Below are 17,248 nucleotides of genomic sequence, written 5' to 3'. Positions count from 1 at the left end.
CGCTAACTACATTAGGTCGGCGGGAGGGGGCGGTTCAATCGGCGAGCGGAACCGTTTCGCGAACGGTGGCGTGACCGCAGCGGTCACGCCACGGGGCCGGACAGTGCCGAGGTGGCGGACTCGACGAGTTCGCGCAGGTCACGGTGGCTCTCGGCGCGGTCGGTCCGCCAGATCAGACCGGTCGCCAACATCGGTGCGAAATCTGCGAAGGGCAGGACCACGGTGTTCTCGTTGCGGTGCTTGTGCATTCCGCTTCCGGGATCGAGCATCGAAATGGAGAAAGCGCCGCCGTTCGCGACGAATTCACTGGTGCTGCCGTAGTCGCCGGTGTCCAACGTCATCCGCCGGTGGATCCCGGCGGCCCGCAGCCGCACCTCGACCTCCTCGTAGTAGCTCGGCAGCATCCGCGGGGCGGGGCTGACGTAGGTGTGGTCGACCAGCTCGTGCAGCGACACCGACGTCCGGGACCCGAACTCGGCCGCGGGCAGCACCGCGCCGAGCGGCTCGCGCATCACCTCGGCCACCTCGATGCCCTCCGCGTGCACGGGCAGGTGCACCAGCGCCATCGCGAGTTCGCCGCGCTGCACCCCGGCGAGCAGGTCGCTGCTCCCGCCCGGCCAGCGCTTGAGGTCGCACTCGTCCGCGCACCGCTGCTCGAAGTCCCGCAGCCGCTCGCGCAGCGCGGAGTGCAGGCCGGGCGGGATGCCGACGTAGAACACCGGGCGTGGCGGGCTGATCGCCTCGCGCAGCCGCCAGGGGATGTCGTCGAAGCGTCGGAGCACGTCCTTGGCGATCGGCAGCAGCGCCGTTCCGGACTCGGTCAGCTGGACGTGGTGGGAATCGCGCTCGAACAGCACCGTGCCGAGTTCGCGTTCCAGGTCGCGGATCCGCTGGCTCAGCGGCGAGGTCGCCATGTGCAGCTGCCGCGCGGCGCCGGAGAACGAGAGGTTCTCGGCGACGGCCACGAAGTACCGCAGGTGGAACATCTCCATCGCTTCACCCGCGCTGTCGTACCGGGCCGCTCACTCCGCCCCCAGGCTAGCACGCAGCGGAGTTTTCCCTTGCCTGGTCCCGAGTTCGGGCACTGCGGGGGATTTGACGGGATCGGCGCGCGGTTGGTGTGTTGTCGACATCACGGAGTCAACCAAGATCAACACAGGGTGACCGGTGCGGGCAGTCGGGTTCCAGCGGTGTCCCAAAAGATCGCTCAACAGTGGGAAATCGTGAGCGCCCCCTGGGAGTTCGTTGCTCTGGGTGACGACACTCCGGACATGGTCGGCGTAACTCACCGTTTAGGTGGTACCCCGTAAGAAGTAAACACGGTAGTTTTGACCGCACTGTTCGCAAGGGACGGATTCAGCAGGTCGTCGCGGAACGGAGCTCGTGCATGGACGCCGCCCAGTCGCTGCGTGCCAGTGGGAACCGCCACGACCGTTCCGGGGCAGCACGGACCCCGACCCGTGCGGTGACGTCGGAGCGCACCGGCGCGCCCCGACCCGCCGCGGCCCTGGATCCGCCCCACGGCCGGGAAACCAGGCCGTTGACACCCCGCGTTGGACAGGAGCCAGCGACTGCTGGCCGTGGAGTCGCCTTCCCACCGTAGACCGACTCGCCCCCGGCCTGCCCGGACACCTCCAGGGCGGGGGGATCGCTCGCGCCCTGACCGCCCGCCTCGCGGCACCACCGCGCGCCCCGAACCGCGGTCAGCGCGCCGCGCCGCGTGCCGGCAGTCCGCAGAGGAGGGACGGAATGGAACCAACAGACCAGTGCGCCACGACCCCGACGACCGTGTCGCACCTGCTCGACTTCCTGCGCAGGTACGCGCGGGAGCGCATCGACTCGCGGAGGATGGACGAGCGGCGCGCCTTCCCGGTGTCGTTCATCCCCGACCTCGCCGCCGAAGGGCTGTTCGGGCTGCAGATCCCGACGAGCCACTCGGGACTGGGCCTGTCGCACACCGACGCGCTGCGCGTGATGACGCAGCTCGGCGCGATCGACGCGAACCTGCTCATCCTCACCGCCGTGCACAACACCCTCGGCGTCCCGCCGATCGAGGGCTTCGCCCAGCCCGCGGTGCGCGACGCGGTGCTGCCCGAGGTAGCGCGGGGGCGGCGGCTCGTCACCAGCGCCATCAGCGAGCCGGGCATGGGCTCCCACGTGCGCGCGATCAGCACCCGCGCGGTCAAGCAGGCCGACGGGTCCTACCTGGTCAACGGCGGCAAGCAGTGGATCAGCCTCGGTGCTGACGCCGCCTACGTCAACGTGTTCGCCCGCCTCGTCGACGAGCACGGCCAGGACGCCGGCATCACCGGCTTCATGGTCGACACCACGACCCCGGGTTTCCTCGGCGGACCGGAAGTGCTCACCCTCGGCCTGAAGGTCGTGCCGCAGAACAGCTTGACGTTCGAGGACCTCCGCGTTCCCGCCGAATCGCTGCTCGGCGAGGAGGGCCAGGGACTGGTCGCGGCGAAGACCGCGTTCACCAAGGGCCGGGTGACCCTCGCCGCGGGCGCGCTGGGCGCCATGATGCGGTCGCTGGAGCTCGCGCTGCGCTTCACGCAGCGGCGCGAGGTCGCCACCGGGAACCTCGCCGAGAACGGCCGGATCCACCAGCTGCTCGCCGACAGCGTGGCGGCCACCCAGGCCGTCGAGGCGCTCGTCCGCCACATCGCCGCGCGGCTGGACTCCGGTGAGGAGGTCGCCGAACCGCTGTTCTTCGTCGCGAAGATCCTCGGCTGCGAGCTCGCGTTCGACGTGGTGGACCGGTGCGTGCAGCTGCTCGGCGCGCGCGGTTACGTGGACACCAACGTCGTCGCCCAGCACTTCCGCGACTACCGGCTGTTCCGGATCTTCGAGGGTTCCACCGAGGCGATCACCGTCTACTTGGGAACCACCCTGCTGTCCGCCCCGGGCCGGTTCACCGCGCTCATGGACCAGTTCGACGCCGCCACGCAGGTGCACGACCTGGCCGACCGCGTCGGCAAGCTGGCCACGGTGGCGCCCACCAGCGCGCAGCAGCAGCACGTGCTGGCCAACGTGGTGGGCGAGCTGGCCTGCTGGAGCGTCCTCGCGGCGCTGACCAGCGAGGCCGCCGGACGTTCGACCGTGCACCCGCACACCGCGGCCTGGTGCGAGCGGCAGCTCCGGGAACGGCTGCGCAGCGCCGAGGACGGCGTGCCGTTCGTCGACCTGCCCACTGTGGACGAGGTCGCGGACCACATCACCGGGTACCAGGAGCTGATCGGTGACATCGACCAGCGCCGCCCGGGCGAGCAGAACGAGATGGACGCCCTGCTGCGCTGCTGACGCACGCGCCCCGCGGCTGCCGTCACCGAGCGGCCGCGGGGCGCACAGCGGAGAGCCCGTGGACGCCGCGGCGCCCACGGGCTCCTCCGTGCGTGGGTCAGCCGAGGATCTCGCGTTCGCGCCGGTGGATCAGCTCCACGCCCTCCGCGGCGAGCGTCTTGATCACGTTGAGGCCCTCGCGACCCCACGGGCGCGGTTCGCTGTCGATCACGCAGACGGTGCCCAGGGCGATCCCGGTGCGGTCGATGAGCGGCGCGCCGAGGTAGGAGCGGACGTTCATCCGGTCCACGACGTCGTTGCCCGCGAACCGCGGGTAGTCGCAGACGTCCTCGAGCACCAGCGCCATGCCGCGCGCGATCACGTGCGGGCAGTAGCCGGTCTCCATCGGGGCCGTGCGCGGGTCGGTGTCGGGCGCGGCGTCCGCGCCCACCGAGGAGTACAGACCGCTGAGGTACTGGCGCGAGTCGCTGATGAAGTTGACCATCGCGTTGGGCACGCCCAGGGCTTGCGCGACCCGCTGCGCGAACGCGTCGAACTCCGGCTCGGCCTTCTCGCCCAACCCCAGCTGCCGCAACCGCGCCGCGCGTTCCGCCGCGTGCTTGTCCACCGGGGTCAGGTGCCGGTTGCCGGCGTCGTCGAAGGTGGTCATGAGGAGGCTCCAGGTTCCATCGGATTCTACAGTGGACGGGAGGTGAGGACGTGCTCGGTCAGCTGGACGAGCACCGAGGCCGCCGAGCGGCGGTCGCGCGCGTCGCACATCACGACCGGGATGTGCGGCTTGATGTCCAGCGCCTCCCGCACCTCCTCGGGGCGGTAGTAGTAGCTGCCGTCGAACTGGTTGACCGCGACGACGAAGTCGATGCCGCGCTGCTCGAAGAACTCGACGGCGGCGAAGCAGTCCTCCAATCGCCGGGTGTCGGCCAGGACCACGGCACCGAGCGCGCCGCGCACCAGGTCCTCCCACATGAACCAGAACCGCTCCTGGCCGGGCGTGCCGAAGAGGAACAGCACGATGTTCTGCGGGTCGAACGTGATCCGCCCGAAGTCCATGGCCACGGTGGTCGTGGTCTTGTCACCGACGCCCGACAGGTCGTCGGTGCCGATGCTGGCGACGGTGAGGGTCTCCTCGGTGGTGAGCGGTTCGATCTCGCTGACCGACCGGACGAACGTGGTCTTCCCGACCCCGAACCCGCCCGCGATCAGGAACTTGAATGCGGTCGGGAACAGCTCAGAGCTGTCGGAGACCATGCAGCAACGCCTCCAGTTGTTCTCGGTCCGGCATCTCGGTCGGCACGCGCGTGGTGACCGCGCCCCAGTCGATGAGGTCGGACAGCAGTACCTTGGTGACCACGGCTGGCTGCCGCAGGTGGGCGGAGACCTCGGCGACCGAGGTGGCGACCCGGCAGAGCTCCAGCATCTTCGCGTGCGTCGGTTCCACCCGGTCCGGGGAGACGCGACCGGTCGAGCGCACCAGAGACTGCAGCGACAGCGCGGTGGACGGCTTGGTCCGGCCGTTGGTGAGCGAGTACGGCCGCAGCAGGGGGCCGGCCTCGCCGTCCACCCACATCTTCTCCGGCGGTCTCGACATGCTCACCTGCCCAGGTCGCCGGAACTCCGGGCAGCCGCGGGCTGCCGCGACGCCGTGCTGAGGTGCGACGGCACCCGCTTGACCAGCTGGGCGATCTCGTAGCCCAGCACGGCGGCGTCGGCCTCCGGGGTGGCCACCACGACGAGCACCGCGCCCGGTCCGGCCGCGGAGACGAAGAAGATCACGTCGTCGAACTCCGCCACCACCTGGCGCACTCCGCCGCCCGAGCCGAAGCGCTGCCCGCCGTTGCGGGCCAGCGAGCACTGCGCGGCCGCCCAGGCGGCCAGCGCGTCGGCCTCGTCAGCCTCCAGCCCGTGGTGGTAGCGGCGCAGCCCGTCCGAGGACGCCAGCAGCGCGCAGCGGGTGTGCGGGACCCGTCGCACGAGGTCGGCGAGCAGCCAGCTCAGGTCCGATGTGGAACCGGGCACCTCATTGGCCATGGTTCGAGAACTCCTTGGGATGCAGGGGAGAGGGAACGTGCGGGCGGATCACACGGCGCGGTCGTCGGGACGGCTGTCGGAGCTGCCGCCCTCGACGCCCTGCCGATAGGCCGCCCACAAGCCGGGGTTGGGGCCACCCCGTGGTGTGTTGTCGGCCTGCGAGCCGCCTCCAGCGAGCTGCGGCGCGACGTAGCTCTTGGTGCGGTCGCGCCGGGGCAGCGGCGGGCGCTTCTCGTCGTTGAGAACCTTCTCCCCGGGGAACTGCCCGGTGTGACCCTGCTCGCTCGGGAACTGCGCGGTGGAGAACTGCGCGGTCGAGTCTGGAGTGGACGGAGTGGGGACGGTGCCGGAGTGCCTCCCGTAGCCCCGCGTCCCGTTCCCGTTGGCGCCGGACAGGCTTTCCACGGGTGCGCGGTGGACACCGCGGCGGGTGCCGTTCTCGGGCGCGGCGACGGGTTCCGGCGACGGCCAGGCCTCGAAGGTCCGCGCCGGCGTGGCGCGGGTGGCCGGTTCGGACGCGGCCGGTTCGAGCTCGGCGGCCGGCTCCGGCTGCGGAGCGGGCTCCGGGGCGACGATGGCGTCGACGGGGGACTTCTCCGGCTCGGTGCCGTCGTCCTCGCCGAGCAGCTTGTTGGGGATCACCACGTGGGCGTCCGTTCCGCCGTACATGTTGTTCTCGAGCTCGACGGCGACCTGGTGGCGCTGGCTGAGCTGCGCGACCACGTACAGGCCGATCCGGCCGTCTTTGAGGCGCTCGTCGCGGTCGACCGCGCCCGGGTCGGCGAGCAGCTGGTTCAGCGCGGCGCGGTCGGCCGTCCCGATGCCGAGCCCGCGGTCCCGGATGTCGATGGCCAGACCCGCGGTCACCCGCTGGGTGCTCACCGTGACCTGGGTGTCGGGCTCGGAGAAGGAGGTCGCGTTCTCGACGAGCTCGGCGACCAGGTGGATGACGTCGGCGACCGCGTGGCCGTGCAGCGTGCCGTCGACCGGCGGGATCACCTTCACGCGGGCGTAGTGCTCGACCTCGGCGACCGCCGAGCGCAGCACGGTGTACATCGCGACCGGCTTGCTCCACTGGCGCCGCGGCATCGAGCCGCCCAGCACCGCGAGGCTCTCCGCCTGCCTGCGGACCCCGGTGACCAGGTGGTCGACCGCGAACAGGCCCTTGAGCAGGTCCGGGTCCTCGACGCGCTGCTCGAGGTCGTCGAGCCGCTGGATGGCGCGGTGCGCCAGCGACTGCACGCGGCGGGCGATGTTGGCGAACACCGCCACGCTCGGGTCACCGGCCGCGCCGCTCTCGGCGAACTGGTGCATGCGCACCACGGCGAACTCGGCGGCGGCCTGCGCCTGCCGGATGTCGTGCGCCAGCAGCTCGAAGGGGTCGGAGGACGGTCCGGGTTCTCCGGTGGGCCACGTCGGCGCGGGCTGCTCGCCCGCCTGCACCCGTTCCACCAGCTGCGGGAGTTCTTCGCGTCCCTGGGTGATCTCGCGGCGCAGCACGTCGATCCACTGCCGCTCGCGGCGCGCGGTCTCCTCGAGGGCCCGCTGCACGTCCCGGGAGGAGTCCTCGACCCGCTCGTTGAGCTCGGTGGCCGTGGCGGTCGCCTTGCGGAAGGCGAGGACGAGGAGGGTGGTGCAGGCGATGCCCCCGACGCCGAGCACTGCGTAGTTCGCCTCGACGGGGAGGTCGATGGCCAGCACGATCGCCGCGGCGATCCCCAGCACGGCCATCACGGCCAGCGGGAGCATGACCATGCGTTGCAGCTCGGGCCGCAGGTCTTCGTCCGCACCGGGCGACGGAGCGGATAACCGCTCGGGCTCCGATGCGGTATGAGGATGTTCAGACATCAGCGTCCTTGGTCGGGGGGTCGGCGACGGGCGCGAGGGCCGGGGTCGGGGCGTCGCCGCGGGACTACTGGTGTTGTTCAGTTGTTGATCAACTTGAGCACCCGGCTGATCCTAGCGACCTCGGGGGAGTCCCAGTAGTGAGGGTGTTGCGCACCCAGGAAGTTCCTGGCTGGCCTGCGGAATCGGTGCAGAGGGCCGCGTGCGTGGGCAGAATTCCCAGCGTGTGCGCGGAAAACGACCGCGACGGGTGCCGACGGTCGCGCCGCGCGCGGCGTGGGCGCCACCGGGCGGGTGGTGCGGTCCTGTGCTCCCCCGGAACGGGCAGTTGACCTGTGCGAACGGCCCTCCTCCGGCGACCGGGCGCGATCATGCGTTGGACCGTTCGGGTGATTTTGGACAAACCGATCGATGGTCGCAGTCCGGGACCGTGCCTGATCAGCTGGTGATGTCCTTGCGCTGGAACCGCCAGACCGCCAGGACCACGAACAGCGTCGCGTAGGCCAGCGCGGAGAAGGCCCCGTGCGCGACCTCCGTCCAGTCCGCCTCCGCGCCGAGGAGGTCGGCGTACGCGGTGGAGTAGTGCGTCGGCAGGTAGGTGCGCAGGCTCCCCAACGCGGTGATCTGGTCCAGGATCTCCGACAGGATCGACACCAGGACCGCCCCGCCGACCGCGCCCAGCGGGGCGTCGGTGCTCACGCTCAGCCACAGCGCCAGACCCGCGATCCAGCTCAGGTGCACGGCCAGGTACGCGGTGGCCGCCGCCAGGCTCGCGACGCCGGCCGGGAAGGGCACCGATTCGCCCGTGGTCGTCACCATGTGCCCCGCGCCGTACCAGAGCACGCCCACGCCGAGCGAGATCGCGGTCAGCAGCGCCAGCCCGAACACCGAGAGCAGCCCGGCGACGACGGCCTTCTGCCGCAGCAGCCGCACGCGCGGTACCGGCGCCGCCAGCAAGTACTTCAGGCTGGACCAGGACGCCTCGCTGGCCACGGTGTCACCGAAGAACAACGCCACCACCACGACCAGCAGGAAGCTCGTCGAGGCGAACAGGGTGAACACCGCGAAGTTCAGACCGCTCGCGGTGGCCATGTCGGCGAAGGTCCGGCCCCGGCTGCCCGCGTCACCGATCTCGAACGACAGCAGCAGCACCACCGGCAGCACGACCAGGAAGCCCAGCGTCAGCCGGGTGCGGCGGCGGCGCAGCTGGCGGGCCAGCTCCACCCGCACCGGCAGCGTCCGCTCCGCCCGGTAGCCCTCGACGCCGCCGTCCGGCTGCACCGCGTGGCTGCGCCCCGAGCGCACCACCGCGGTCTCGGTGGTGTCCAGCTGCCCGACCTTGGCGACGGGCTGCGGCTCGTCGGTCACCGGTTCTCCTCTCCGACCAGCTGCAAGAAGGCGTCCTCCAACCGGCGGCGCGGTCCGACCCGGTGCACCGCGATCCCGGCGTCGACGAGCACGTTGACCGCGATGGCGGCGGTGTGCCCCGCCAGGTCGGCGTGCACCAGGTCACCGTCGACCTCCACCTGGCCGAGCCCCTCGATGGTGCGCAGCGCCGCGGCGGCCTGCTGCGGCTGGTCGACCCGGAAGGTCGCCGCCCCGTCGACGGCCGCGATGTCGGCCACGCTGCCACTGGTCACCAGCCGCCCGTTGTGCATCACCACCACGTGCGTGCAGGTCTGCTCCACCTCGGCGAGCAGGTGGCTGGACACCAGCACGGACCGCCCGGTGGCGGCGTAGCGGTGCAGGATCTCGCGCATCTGGTGGATCTGCGGCGGGTCCAGCCCGTTGGTCGGTTCGTCGAGCACGAGCAGCTCGGGCAGCCCGAGCATCGCCTGGGCGATCGCCAGCCGCTGCTTCATGCCCTGGCTGTAGCCGCGGACGCGGCGGTGCGCGGCGCTGCCCAGCCCGGCGATCTGCAGGACCTCGTCGAAGCGGGCCTGCAGCATGGGCCGCCCGGTCGCCGCCCAGTAGTACCGGAGGTTGTCCACACCTGACAGGTGCGGCAGGAAGCCCGGGGACTCCACCAGCGCGCCGACCCGCGACAGCACCGGCGCCCCGGGCACCAGCCGGTGCCCGAAGACGCGGATCTGGCCGCTGCTCGGCCGCAGCAGCCCCAGCAGCATGCGCAGCGTGGTGGTCTTGCCCGCTCCGTTGGGGCCGAGCAGGCCGACGATCTGGCCGCGCTCCACCCGCATGGACAGCTCCTGCACGGCGGCCGGCTTGTCCGGGTACGACTTGGTCAGCCCGGCGATCACCAGCGGCGTGTCGGCCAGCAGCGGGTCGGGGGCGTCGGCGGTGCCGCGCCGGATCCGCGAGATCACCCAGGCGAGCAGCACCAGACCGGCCAGCACCCCGATGCCCACCAGCGGTGCGACCGGGACCTCCTGACCGCTGGTCGCCGTCCCGTGCACCGAGGGCACCGACACCGAGCCGTCCCCGGCCAGCCCGACCAGGTGCACGGCGGGTTCCCGCGGCACCGCGTAGGCCTGGTCGGTGGTGGTCACGGCCAGCTCCAGGCGGTGCCCGGCCTCCAGCGGGTGCACCACGCCGGGCAGCGTGACGTCGACCTCGACCGGCGTCCCGTCCGGCGGCAGGCCCGTGACGTGCATCGGGGCGACCGCGTTGCCGAGCAGCGTGCGCTTCTGCTCGGGGTCGACGTCGTAGAGCTTGGCGAACAGCACCGCGCTGCCGGTGCTGGGCTGGCCCGGCACCGAGGCCACCGACAGCCGGGTCCGGGGGGTGCCGGAGATCAGCAGCTGGCTCTCCAGCGGGTCGGTGCGGAACACCGCCGTCTGCCCGGGCAGGTCCCGCGCCAGCGACTGGCCGAGGCTGCCCGCCGCGTCGAGCACCTGCCCGGCACCGGGCAGGGAACTGGTCGTCGCCGGGCTGCCGCCGGGCGGGTTGACCACCTCGGTGGGCGGCCCGTGCAGGCCGAGCGAGAAGCGCGGGGTGCGCTCGGTGCCCGCCACCCCCGGGTAGGCCTCGGCGGTGATGGTGCGGACCGGGATCTCGCCGTTGCGCTGCGGCCGCCCGGCGATGTCGAACAGGAAGCCCGTACCGGGGTCGGGCACCGGTTCCACCCCGCCGAGGTGCGCGGCGAACCAGTCGCCGATCTGCCGGCGCAGCTCGGGACCCGGTTGACCGCCGTCGTGGCCCCCGGCGAACCAGATCGTCTTGACCTTGCCGCCGGCCGCGGCGATCTGCCGGGCGTTGGCGTCGGCCTGGTCGAGGCCGAACAGGGTGTCCCGCTCGCCCTGCACCAGCAGGGTGGGGATGTCGATGCCCGCGGTGACCGACTTCGGCGAGACCCGGTCCAGCAGGTCCAGCGTCGCCCGCCCGGCTCGCCCGGTCTGCGCCACCTCGCTGTAGGCGGCGCACACCTGCTCGGTGAAGTTGCCGCAGGTCAGCGGCTGTCCCTGGGGGTCGGTGGCGCCACCGGCGGGACCGGACCCGGAGGGTGCGGCGGCCCGCGGCGCGCTGCCGGTGGCGAACAGCATCCCGGCCCACGCCTGCTTGAACACGCCGTGGTCGGTCGACGAGCCCCGGGCCGGGGTCGTGCCGGGCTCGGCGCTGCGGCTGGCGTTGTTGGGCAGCAGCGCCTGGCCGAGGTCGTTGTAGGTCATCACCGGCGCGATCGCGTCGACCCGCGGGTCCTTGCCGGCCAGCAGCAGGCTCAGCGCCCCGCCGTAGGAGGCGCCGGTGACGCCGACCCGCGGGTCGCCGTCGCCGTCGCGGGACACCTCGGGCTGGCGGGCGAGCCAGTCCAGCAGCTGCTGGGCGTCCTTGACCTCGTAGTCCGGGTCGTTCAGCGCGATCTTGCCGGTGCTGCGGCCGAAGCCGCGGGCGGAGTAGGTGAGCACGGTGAAGCCGCGCTGCACCAGTTCCCGCGCCTGCGCGGCGGTGTCCGCCTTGCTGCCGCCGAACCCGTGCGCGAGCAGGATCGCCGGCGCCGGCGTCTCGGCCGGGGCGTAGAGGGTGACGTCGATCTGGACCCGCTGGTCGTCGTTCGGTCCGTCCAGCACGTCCACCATCGCTTCGCGCGGTGGCTCGGGCGCGGCTCGGGGCGGCTGCTCGCCGGCCCAGAGGACGACCGTGATCACCACCACGGCGATGCAGGACAGCGCGGCCAGCACGAGGCGCGTGCGGCGGCGACGGGAGGCGGACACGTTTTCGACAGTAGGGGAAGACGGCAGCACCGGTTCGGATCCAGACGAGTGCGAAGACAAGACGCTATGAACCAGAGACCAAACAGCAACCGGACACGTCGTCGTGCCCGGTGTCGGGTCGTGGCCGCATCCCCGCGTGCGGTCCCGGTCACGGCCGGGTGCCGGTGATCATAGCGGTGATCGGAGGAAACGCAATGGTCCCGTCGGCCGCCGTCGGGGGGATGTGCGGGCGTTCCCCTTTGCCGAGGGTGGGCCCTGGCCGTACGGTCCCTGCGTGACGTGCGTTGCTCATGGCCACCCCCACTGGTGCCGCGAGCCGCGCATCGGCGACAATCTTGGCAAGTGGAGGGGAGTATTCCTTCGCGGCGGCGTCGTCATCACGGAACTTGCCTGGACAAGCCCGGTGCCGTCGACCGGCCTCAGGTCGGTGGAAGAGACCTCCGGTCCCTTGGCGCATGATGCCCTGAACCGGAGGTGATCCATGGGTGCCGACGTGACGTTGCTCGCCCAGCAGGCACAGCGAGCGGTCGACCGGCTCGATGTCGCGTGGTGGGTGTGGGTCGCCACGCTCGGCGGCTTGGCTCTCCTGTTGCTCCTCGACCTGGTGATCGTGGACCGCAAGCCGCACACGGTCACCACGGGTGAAGCGGCGAAGTGGGTCACCTTCTACATCGCGTGCGCGATCGTGTTCGGCATCGGTGTCTGGGTCTTCGGCGACCCGCACTTCGCGATCCAGTACTTCACCGGTTACATCACCGAGTACTCGCTGAGCATCGACAACCTGTTCATCTTCATGGTGATCATGTCGAGCTTCGCGGTGCCGTCGATCCACCAGCACCGCGTGCTGCTGATCGGCATCCTGCTGGCCCTGGTGATGCGCGGTGTGTTCATCGCTGTCGGCGCCGCGCTGATCGCGAAGTTCGTCTGGATCTTCTTCATCTTCGGTGCCTTCTTGATCTGGACCGCGATCAGCATGGTCCGCAAGAAGGACGAGGACGAGGAGTACGAGGAGAACGCCGTCGTCCGCTGGGTGCGGAAGGTGTTCCCGGTGACCGAGGAGTACCACGGTCACAAGTCGGTCGTGAAGATCGACGGCAAGAAGTTCCTGACCCCGATGTTCGTGGTGATCGTGGCGATCGGCAGCGCCGACCTGCTGTTCGCCGTCGACTCCATCCCGGCCATCTTCGGCATCACCCAGGACCCGTTCCTGGTGTTCACCGCCAACGCCTTCGCCCTCATGGGGCTCCGGCAGCTGTACTTCCTGCTCGGCGGGCTGGTGGACAAGCTGATCTACCTGTCGGTCGGCCTGGCCGTGATCCTCGGGTTCATCGGCATCAAGCTGATCCTCCACGCGTTCCACGAGTACCACCTGGTGCCGGAGTGGCTGGAGATCAACAACTGGATGTCCCTGGGCTTCATCGTGGTGGTGCTGCTGATCACCACGTGGGCCAGCCTGGCCAAGGCCAGGAAGAACGGCGAAGAGGGAGCGGAGCAGGAGCAGGCCGAGAAGAGGGCCTGATCGCCCGACCCAGCGCAGCGCGGCCGCGGGCCCTCGCCGAGGGCCCGCGGCCGCGGACGTTCGAGCGTCAGTCGAGGAGTGTGTAGCTGAGCTCCCGGCACACGCGTCCCAGCGGTACGTCCAGCCCCGGGTGGCTCAGCGGTAGCAGGACGTCGGGGGAGTCGGGCAGGGCCGTGGCCGCCGGCGGGTCCCAGAGGCACAGCGACGGGTTCCCGGCGTCCATCGACGACCGGTACCAGAGGCCGTCCAGCTCGGGGTAGGCCGCGCGGATGCCGCGGGCCCACGCCTGGGTGCGCAGCTTCGGACCGGTGGCGATCGCCTGCGAGGCGCCGGCGCGGGTGGGCCACAGGCCGGTCAGGTCCAGCAGCCGCAGCGTCCGCCGTGGACGGAACAGCACCAGGTACGGGCCGCGGGTGCGCCGGTCCACTGTGGAAGTCGCCTGGAACACCTCGGCGATGCAGGTCTGCACGGACAGCGAGAAGTACAGCACGCCGTGCTCCCGGGTGACGGTCGGCCCGCCCTGCGAGTTGGGCAGGTGCGGGTCGAACCGGGCGTGCGGCAGCGGCCCGGCGTAGCGGAAGCTGTTCCACTGCTGCGGGTGGTTGCCCTCAGTGGTGAACACGCGCACCAGGCGAGTACCGGCCGGCACCGCGATGACGTCTTCGGTGCGCCGGAGCATCGCCTGCAGCACAGCGGGAGCAGGCGGCTGGGGTAGCCGTGCCATGGAGGTCCTGGTGTGGTGTCTCGAAGGTGGGGGTGAAGCGCTCAGGCCGGGGTGCCGATGGTCGCGGCGAGCTCGGCCACCCGCTGCGGGTCGCCGCCGGCCAGCAGCCACTCGCGCGGGCTCGCGGGGCGGTCCCCGAGTTCGAGGTCCTCCTGCGGCGTGGTCATGAAGTTGGCCAGCACCAGCGCGGGCTGGTCGACGGGCATCAGCGCGAGCACGGTTTCCAGGCCCGGGAGCACGTCGGAGTCGGTGAACTGCCACGCGGGCAGCCGCCACCCGCCGCGGTCCTTCCAGCCGATCAGCCTGCGTTCGCTGATCCGGTGGCGGATCCGGCTGGTGTCCACCCCGATCCGCTCGGCGGCCTGGCTGACCGACAGCGCGGTGTCGCGCAGCACGGCTTGCTCGGCGACGGTGCGGGCCCGGGGGTCGACGTCGACATCGCTGAGCGGCGTCAGGTCCAGCCCTGCCTCGCTGAGGGCGACCCGCTCCGCGTCGGTGAAGTGCGCGGCTGGGTCCCCCTGGGGCGAGGTGAGCTTCTTGGCTGCGTCCTCGACCAGGGTGAGGAATTCGTTGGCGGTGACCTTTAAACCGGCTCGGGCCAACACGGTCTCCAGCGCGACTGACATGCCTCCAGGGTAACGCGGGGAGCGGGAAATGTGTGCGCGAACGTGCGCCTGGTGCGAAATCTCACTTTTCGTAGCATGTGGATTGCGCACCGTGACGGAGGTGCGACTCCGGTCGGGTCGTGCGGGCGGCGTGGTCGTGGGCCGAATGCCCGACCGGAGTCGCGGATGATTACGGCAGCGTGTCCAGGTGGGCCCGGACCGGGTCAGAGAAGGCGTTGCCGTTGCTGGCGTCCCAGTTGATGGACCACGTCATGACGCCGCTGAGCTCGGGGTGCGGCTGGTCCGGGGTGTACTGCCCGCAGTTCTGCCCCGCGGTCAGGCAGTCCAGCGCGGCGGTGACCACCGACGGCTCCACGTAGCCGCTGCCGGCCGCCGACGGTGCGGCGGGCAGTCCCAGGGACACCTGGTCCGGGCGCAGCACCTGCAGCAGGGTGCACGCCTGTGCGGTGATGAAGTCGACCGAGCCCTGGTCGTGGACCTGGCCGTCGCAGCCGTTCATGGAACCGGAGTTGTAGTACTGGGTGTGCACGACGGTGATGACGTCCTTGAGGTTCTCGGCCAGCTGCAGGTAGGCCCCGCCGGGCTGCACGTCGAGCGTCTGCGGCGCCATGGTCAGCAGGAACCCGTCGCCCACCTGTTCGCGCAACTGCCGGACTGCGCTGGTGGTGCCGTCGACGTCGATCCCGTGCTCCAAGTCAATGTCCAACCCGTCGATGCCGTATTCGGCAAGTACCTTTCCAACCGAATCGACGAAGCTGGCCACATTGGCCTCCGAGCTCAAGTCGACGTTGCCCAGTTCGCCGCCGACCGACAGCACGAACGACGTTCCCTCGTCCTTCTTCGCCGCGATGTCGGCCTTGAGCTGCTCGTCCGTGTAGCCGCCGAGCGCCTCGGACAGCTCCGGGTCGACGCCGAAGGTGACCGCGCCGGGGCGGTCCGGGTCGGCGTTGGCGAACGCCAGGGCGACCAGGTCGTAGTTCGGGGAGATGTCGCTGACCCGCAGCGGCTGGGCGTTGTTGACGAAGTTCTGCCAGTAGCCGGTGAGCTGGTGCTTCGGCAGGGCCTGCGGCGCGTCGGCGGTGGCCGTCGGGGCGAGCGCGAGCGCGGCCGCTGCCGCGGTGGCCAGCGTGGCCAGGCGTCTCATCATGCGTACCTCCGGGGATCGGGACCGGACGTGTGTTCGCACAGTGGACTAGACCAGTCGCGTGGTCAACGGTTTGGCGAGCTTGCGAAGCCGGGAGGGTTGACGCGGCCGGGCGTGGGTCGTTGACTGTGACGTACCGACTGGTCGGTCTCAACGTGGAGGTGGCGAGGTGGGCAGCCCGTACGACGCACGACCCTGGCTGGAGCTCTACGGCGACGCGATGCCGAAGGCGATCGAACCGCCGTACGAGACCATGCTCGAGCTGTTCGCGGCCGTCCGTGAGCAGCACCCGGACCGCGTCGCCATCACCTACTTCGACGGCCGGCTCACCTTCCGCGAGCTCGACGAGCTCAGCGACGGACTGGCGCAGCACTTCGCCGACCACGGCGTCGTCGCCCGGGACCGGGTCGCGCTGTACCTGCAGAACGTGCCGCAGTTCGCCATCGCCCTGCTGGCCGCGTGGAAGGTGGGGGCGATCGCCGTCCCGCTCAACCCGATGTACCGCAGCCGCGAGCTGACCCGGATCCTCGGCGACTGCCGGCCCACCGCGGTGGTGTCCTCCGAGCAGGGGTGGCACGAGGTGCTCGGTGAGCTCGCCGGAGCGCTCGGGGTGCGCGTCGCGGTCACCACGAGCGAGCTGGACCTGCAGACCCGCCACGACCCGCGGCTGTTCGCCCGCGCGGAGCGGCGGCCCGCCGCCGGGTGCGCGGACCTGCTGGCCGTGGCGCGGGCCAACGTCGGCCGCCGCCCGGCAGCGCCGCAGCTGTCCGGCTCGGACATCGCGCTGCTCGTCTACACCTCCGGCACCAGCGGGGTGCCCAAGGGCGCCACCAACACCCACGCCAACGTGGTGTTCAACTCCGAGGGCTCGGCCATCCGGATCCGGGAGGTGCCCGGCGGCGGGATCTTCGGGCTGGCGCCGCTGTTCCACATCACCGGCCTGGTCTGCCAGCTGGGCGGGGCGCTGGCCGCCGGTCGGCAGCTCGACCTGGTGTACCGCTTCGAGCCGGGGGTGGTGCTCGACGCGCTCGCCGAGCACCGGCCGTGCTTCATGGTCGGCCCCTCCACCGCGTACATGGCGTTGATGAACCACCCGGACGTCACGCCCGACCACTTCTCGTCGCTGCAGCTGGTCCACTCCGGCGGGGCGCCGCTGCCGTCGGCGGTGGTCGAGGCGTTCCGCGAGCGGTTCGGGCACTACATCCGCAACGGCTACGGGCTCACCGAGACCACCGCGACCGCGACCTCGGTGCCCGCGCACCTGGAGGCGCCGGTGGACGAGGCGTCCGGCACCCTCAGCGTCGGGCTCCCCACCTACAACACCGTGGTGCGCGTCGTCGACGACCACGGCGCCGACGTGCCGGTGGGCGAGGTCGGCGAGATCGTCATCGAGGGCCCGATGGTGGTGCCCTCCTACTGGGACAAGCCGGAGGAGACCGCGGCCGGGATCCGCGACGGGCGGCTGCACACCGGCGACATCGGGTTCATGGACGCCCAGGGCTGGTTCTACGTGGTGGACCGCAAGAAGGACATGATCAACGCGTCCGGCTTCAAGGTGTGGCCGCGGGAGGTGGAGGACGTCCTCTACGGCCACCCCGCGGTGCGGGAGGCCGCCGTGGTCGGCGTGCCCGACCCCTACCGCGGTGAGACGGTCAAGGCGTTCGTGAGCCTGCGCCACGGCGCCTCGGCGGAGCCGGAGGAACTGGTCGCGCACTGCAAGGCGCAGCTGGCGGCCTACAAGTACCCGCGCAGCGTCGAGATCATCGACGAGCTGCCGAAGACGGCCACGGGGAAGATCCTGCGGCGCCAGCTGCGGGACACCGCGCGGACGGCCGAGTAGCGCGCCGCGATCCCCGTGGGGCCGCGTCCAGGGAATCGAACGGAAGC

The 17,248-nt window shown here is 71.2% G+C and carries 14 protein-coding genes; 3 read left to right on the top strand and 11 right to left on the bottom strand.

What is annotated here, in order from left to right; all coding sequences use genetic code 11:
* Positions 1-83 precede the first annotated feature (83 nt).
* On the bottom strand, positions 84-992 hold the full coding sequence (locus tag HNR68_RS21020; RefSeq protein ID WP_179723478.1) for a LysR family transcriptional regulator: 909 nt from the start codon (positions 990-992) through the stop codon (positions 84-86).
* A 757-nt stretch (positions 993-1,749) separates the two neighbouring features.
* Between HNR68_RS21020 and HNR68_RS21015 the strand changes: the two genes are divergently transcribed.
* Positions 1,750-3,306, top strand: a complete 1,557-nt coding sequence (locus HNR68_RS21015; RefSeq protein WP_179723477.1) for an acyl-CoA dehydrogenase family protein — start codon at positions 1,750-1,752, stop codon at positions 3,304-3,306.
* A gap of 97 nt (positions 3,307-3,403) precedes the next feature.
* Here HNR68_RS21015 and HNR68_RS21010 read toward each other — a convergent pair whose 3' ends face one another.
* The 7 genes from HNR68_RS21010 to HNR68_RS20980 form a co-directional block, all read right to left on the bottom strand.
* Positions 3,404-3,955, bottom strand: a complete 552-nt coding sequence (locus tag HNR68_RS21010; RefSeq protein ID WP_179723476.1) for a GAF domain-containing protein — start codon at positions 3,953-3,955, stop codon at positions 3,404-3,406.
* A 26-nt stretch (positions 3,956-3,981) separates the two neighbouring features.
* The gene (locus tag HNR68_RS21005; protein WP_179723475.1) at positions 3,982-4,554 is read right to left on the bottom strand and encodes a GTP-binding protein; all 573 of its coding nucleotides are present in this window, start codon (positions 4,552-4,554) and stop codon (positions 3,982-3,984) included.
* Complete coding sequence (locus HNR68_RS21000) at positions 4,535-4,894, bottom strand: DUF742 domain-containing protein (RefSeq protein ID WP_179723474.1); 360 nt, start codon at positions 4,892-4,894, stop codon at positions 4,535-4,537. The genes HNR68_RS21005 and HNR68_RS21000 overlap by 20 nt, the downstream gene beginning before the upstream one ends.
* Before the next feature lie 2 nt (positions 4,895-4,896).
* Positions 4,897-5,334, bottom strand: a complete 438-nt coding sequence (locus HNR68_RS20995; RefSeq protein WP_179723473.1) for a roadblock/LC7 domain-containing protein — start codon at positions 5,332-5,334, stop codon at positions 4,897-4,899.
* A gap of 48 nt (positions 5,335-5,382) precedes the next feature.
* Positions 5,383-7,089, bottom strand: coding sequence for a sensor histidine kinase (locus HNR68_RS20990; RefSeq protein WP_179723472.1), 1,707 nt, complete (start codon positions 7,087-7,089; stop codon positions 5,383-5,385).
* A gap of 528 nt (positions 7,090-7,617) precedes the next feature.
* Positions 7,618-8,508 (bottom strand): ABC transporter permease, encoded by an 891-nt coding sequence (locus tag HNR68_RS20985; protein ID WP_218889562.1) that lies wholly within the window; start codon positions 8,506-8,508, stop codon positions 7,618-7,620.
* 35 nt (positions 8,509-8,543) lie between these two features.
* On the bottom strand, positions 8,544-11,348 hold the full coding sequence (locus HNR68_RS20980; RefSeq protein WP_425502896.1) for an alpha/beta fold hydrolase: 2,805 nt from the start codon (positions 11,346-11,348) through the stop codon (positions 8,544-8,546).
* A 481-nt stretch (positions 11,349-11,829) separates the two neighbouring features.
* Between HNR68_RS20980 and HNR68_RS20975 the strand changes: the two genes are divergently transcribed.
* Complete coding sequence (locus HNR68_RS20975) at positions 11,830-12,867, top strand: TerC family protein (protein ID WP_179723470.1); 1,038 nt, start codon at positions 11,830-11,832, stop codon at positions 12,865-12,867.
* Positions 12,868-12,934: 67 nt separating this feature from the next.
* Here the strand turns inward: HNR68_RS20975 and HNR68_RS20970 are convergent, their stop codons facing one another.
* The 3 genes from HNR68_RS20970 to HNR68_RS20960 form a co-directional block, all read right to left on the bottom strand.
* The gene (locus HNR68_RS20970; protein WP_179723469.1) at positions 12,935-13,591 is read right to left on the bottom strand and encodes an RES family NAD+ phosphorylase; all 657 of its coding nucleotides are present in this window, start codon (positions 13,589-13,591) and stop codon (positions 12,935-12,937) included.
* 41 nt (positions 13,592-13,632) lie between these two features.
* Positions 13,633-14,217 carry a DNA-binding protein gene (locus HNR68_RS20965; RefSeq protein ID WP_179723468.1) on the bottom strand — a complete coding sequence of 195 codons (585 nt, stop codon included), beginning with the start codon at positions 14,215-14,217 and terminating at the stop codon, positions 13,633-13,635.
* 169 nt (positions 14,218-14,386) lie between these two features.
* Positions 14,387-15,364, bottom strand: coding sequence for a chitinase (locus tag HNR68_RS20960; RefSeq protein WP_246330503.1), 978 nt, complete (start codon positions 15,362-15,364; stop codon positions 14,387-14,389).
* 166 nt (positions 15,365-15,530) lie between these two features.
* Here HNR68_RS20960 and HNR68_RS20955 point away from each other — a divergent pair, with 166 nt between their 5' ends.
* Entirely contained in the window at positions 15,531-17,201 is a 1,671-nt protein-coding gene (locus tag HNR68_RS20955) for a class I adenylate-forming enzyme family protein (RefSeq protein WP_343050299.1), read from the top strand.
* Positions 17,202-17,248 lie beyond the last annotated feature (47 nt).

It is taken from the genome of Saccharopolyspora hordei, from assembly GCF_013410345.1.
GTDB lineage: Bacteria > Actinomycetota > Actinomycetes > Mycobacteriales > Pseudonocardiaceae > Saccharopolyspora > Saccharopolyspora hordei.
The sequence above is the reverse complement of the archived record's forward strand: the minus strand, read 5'-3'. Positions and strand labels throughout refer to the sequence as shown.

Excerpts from the sequence above, each read along its gene's own strand:
- HNR68_RS20970 (WP_179723469.1), bottom strand. The coding sequence starts at position 13,591 with ATGGCACGGCTACCCCAGCCGCCTGCTCCCGCTGTGCTGCAGGCGATG.
- HNR68_RS21020 (WP_179723478.1), bottom strand. The coding sequence starts at position 992 with ATGGAGATGTTCCACCTGCGGTACTTCGTGGCCGTCGCCGAGAACCTC.
- HNR68_RS20975 (WP_179723470.1), top strand. The coding sequence starts at position 11,830 with ATGGGTGCCGACGTGACGTTGCTCGCCCAGCAGGCACAGCGAGCGGTC.
- HNR68_RS20960 (WP_246330503.1), bottom strand. The coding sequence starts at position 15,364 with ATGATGAGACGCCTGGCCACGCTGGCCACCGCGGCAGCGGCCGCGCTC.
- HNR68_RS21000 (WP_179723474.1), bottom strand. The coding sequence starts at position 4,894 with ATGTCGAGACCGCCGGAGAAGATGTGGGTGGACGGCGAGGCCGGCCCC.
- HNR68_RS20965 (WP_179723468.1), bottom strand. The coding sequence starts at position 14,217 with ATGTCAGTCGCGCTGGAGACCGTGTTGGCCCGAGCCGGTTTAAAGGTC.
- HNR68_RS21010 (WP_179723476.1), bottom strand. The coding sequence starts at position 3,955 with ATGACCACCTTCGACGACGCCGGCAACCGGCACCTGACCCCGGTGGAC.
- HNR68_RS20990 (WP_179723472.1), bottom strand. The coding sequence starts at position 7,089 with ATGGTCATGCTCCCGCTGGCCGTGATGGCCGTGCTGGGGATCGCCGCG.
- HNR68_RS20995 (WP_179723473.1), bottom strand. The coding sequence starts at position 5,334 with ATGGCCAATGAGGTGCCCGGTTCCACATCGGACCTGAGCTGGCTGCTC.
- HNR68_RS21005 (WP_179723475.1), bottom strand. The coding sequence starts at position 4,554 with ATGGTCTCCGACAGCTCTGAGCTGTTCCCGACCGCATTCAAGTTCCTG.
- HNR68_RS21015 (WP_179723477.1), top strand. The coding sequence starts at position 1,750 with ATGGAACCAACAGACCAGTGCGCCACGACCCCGACGACCGTGTCGCAC.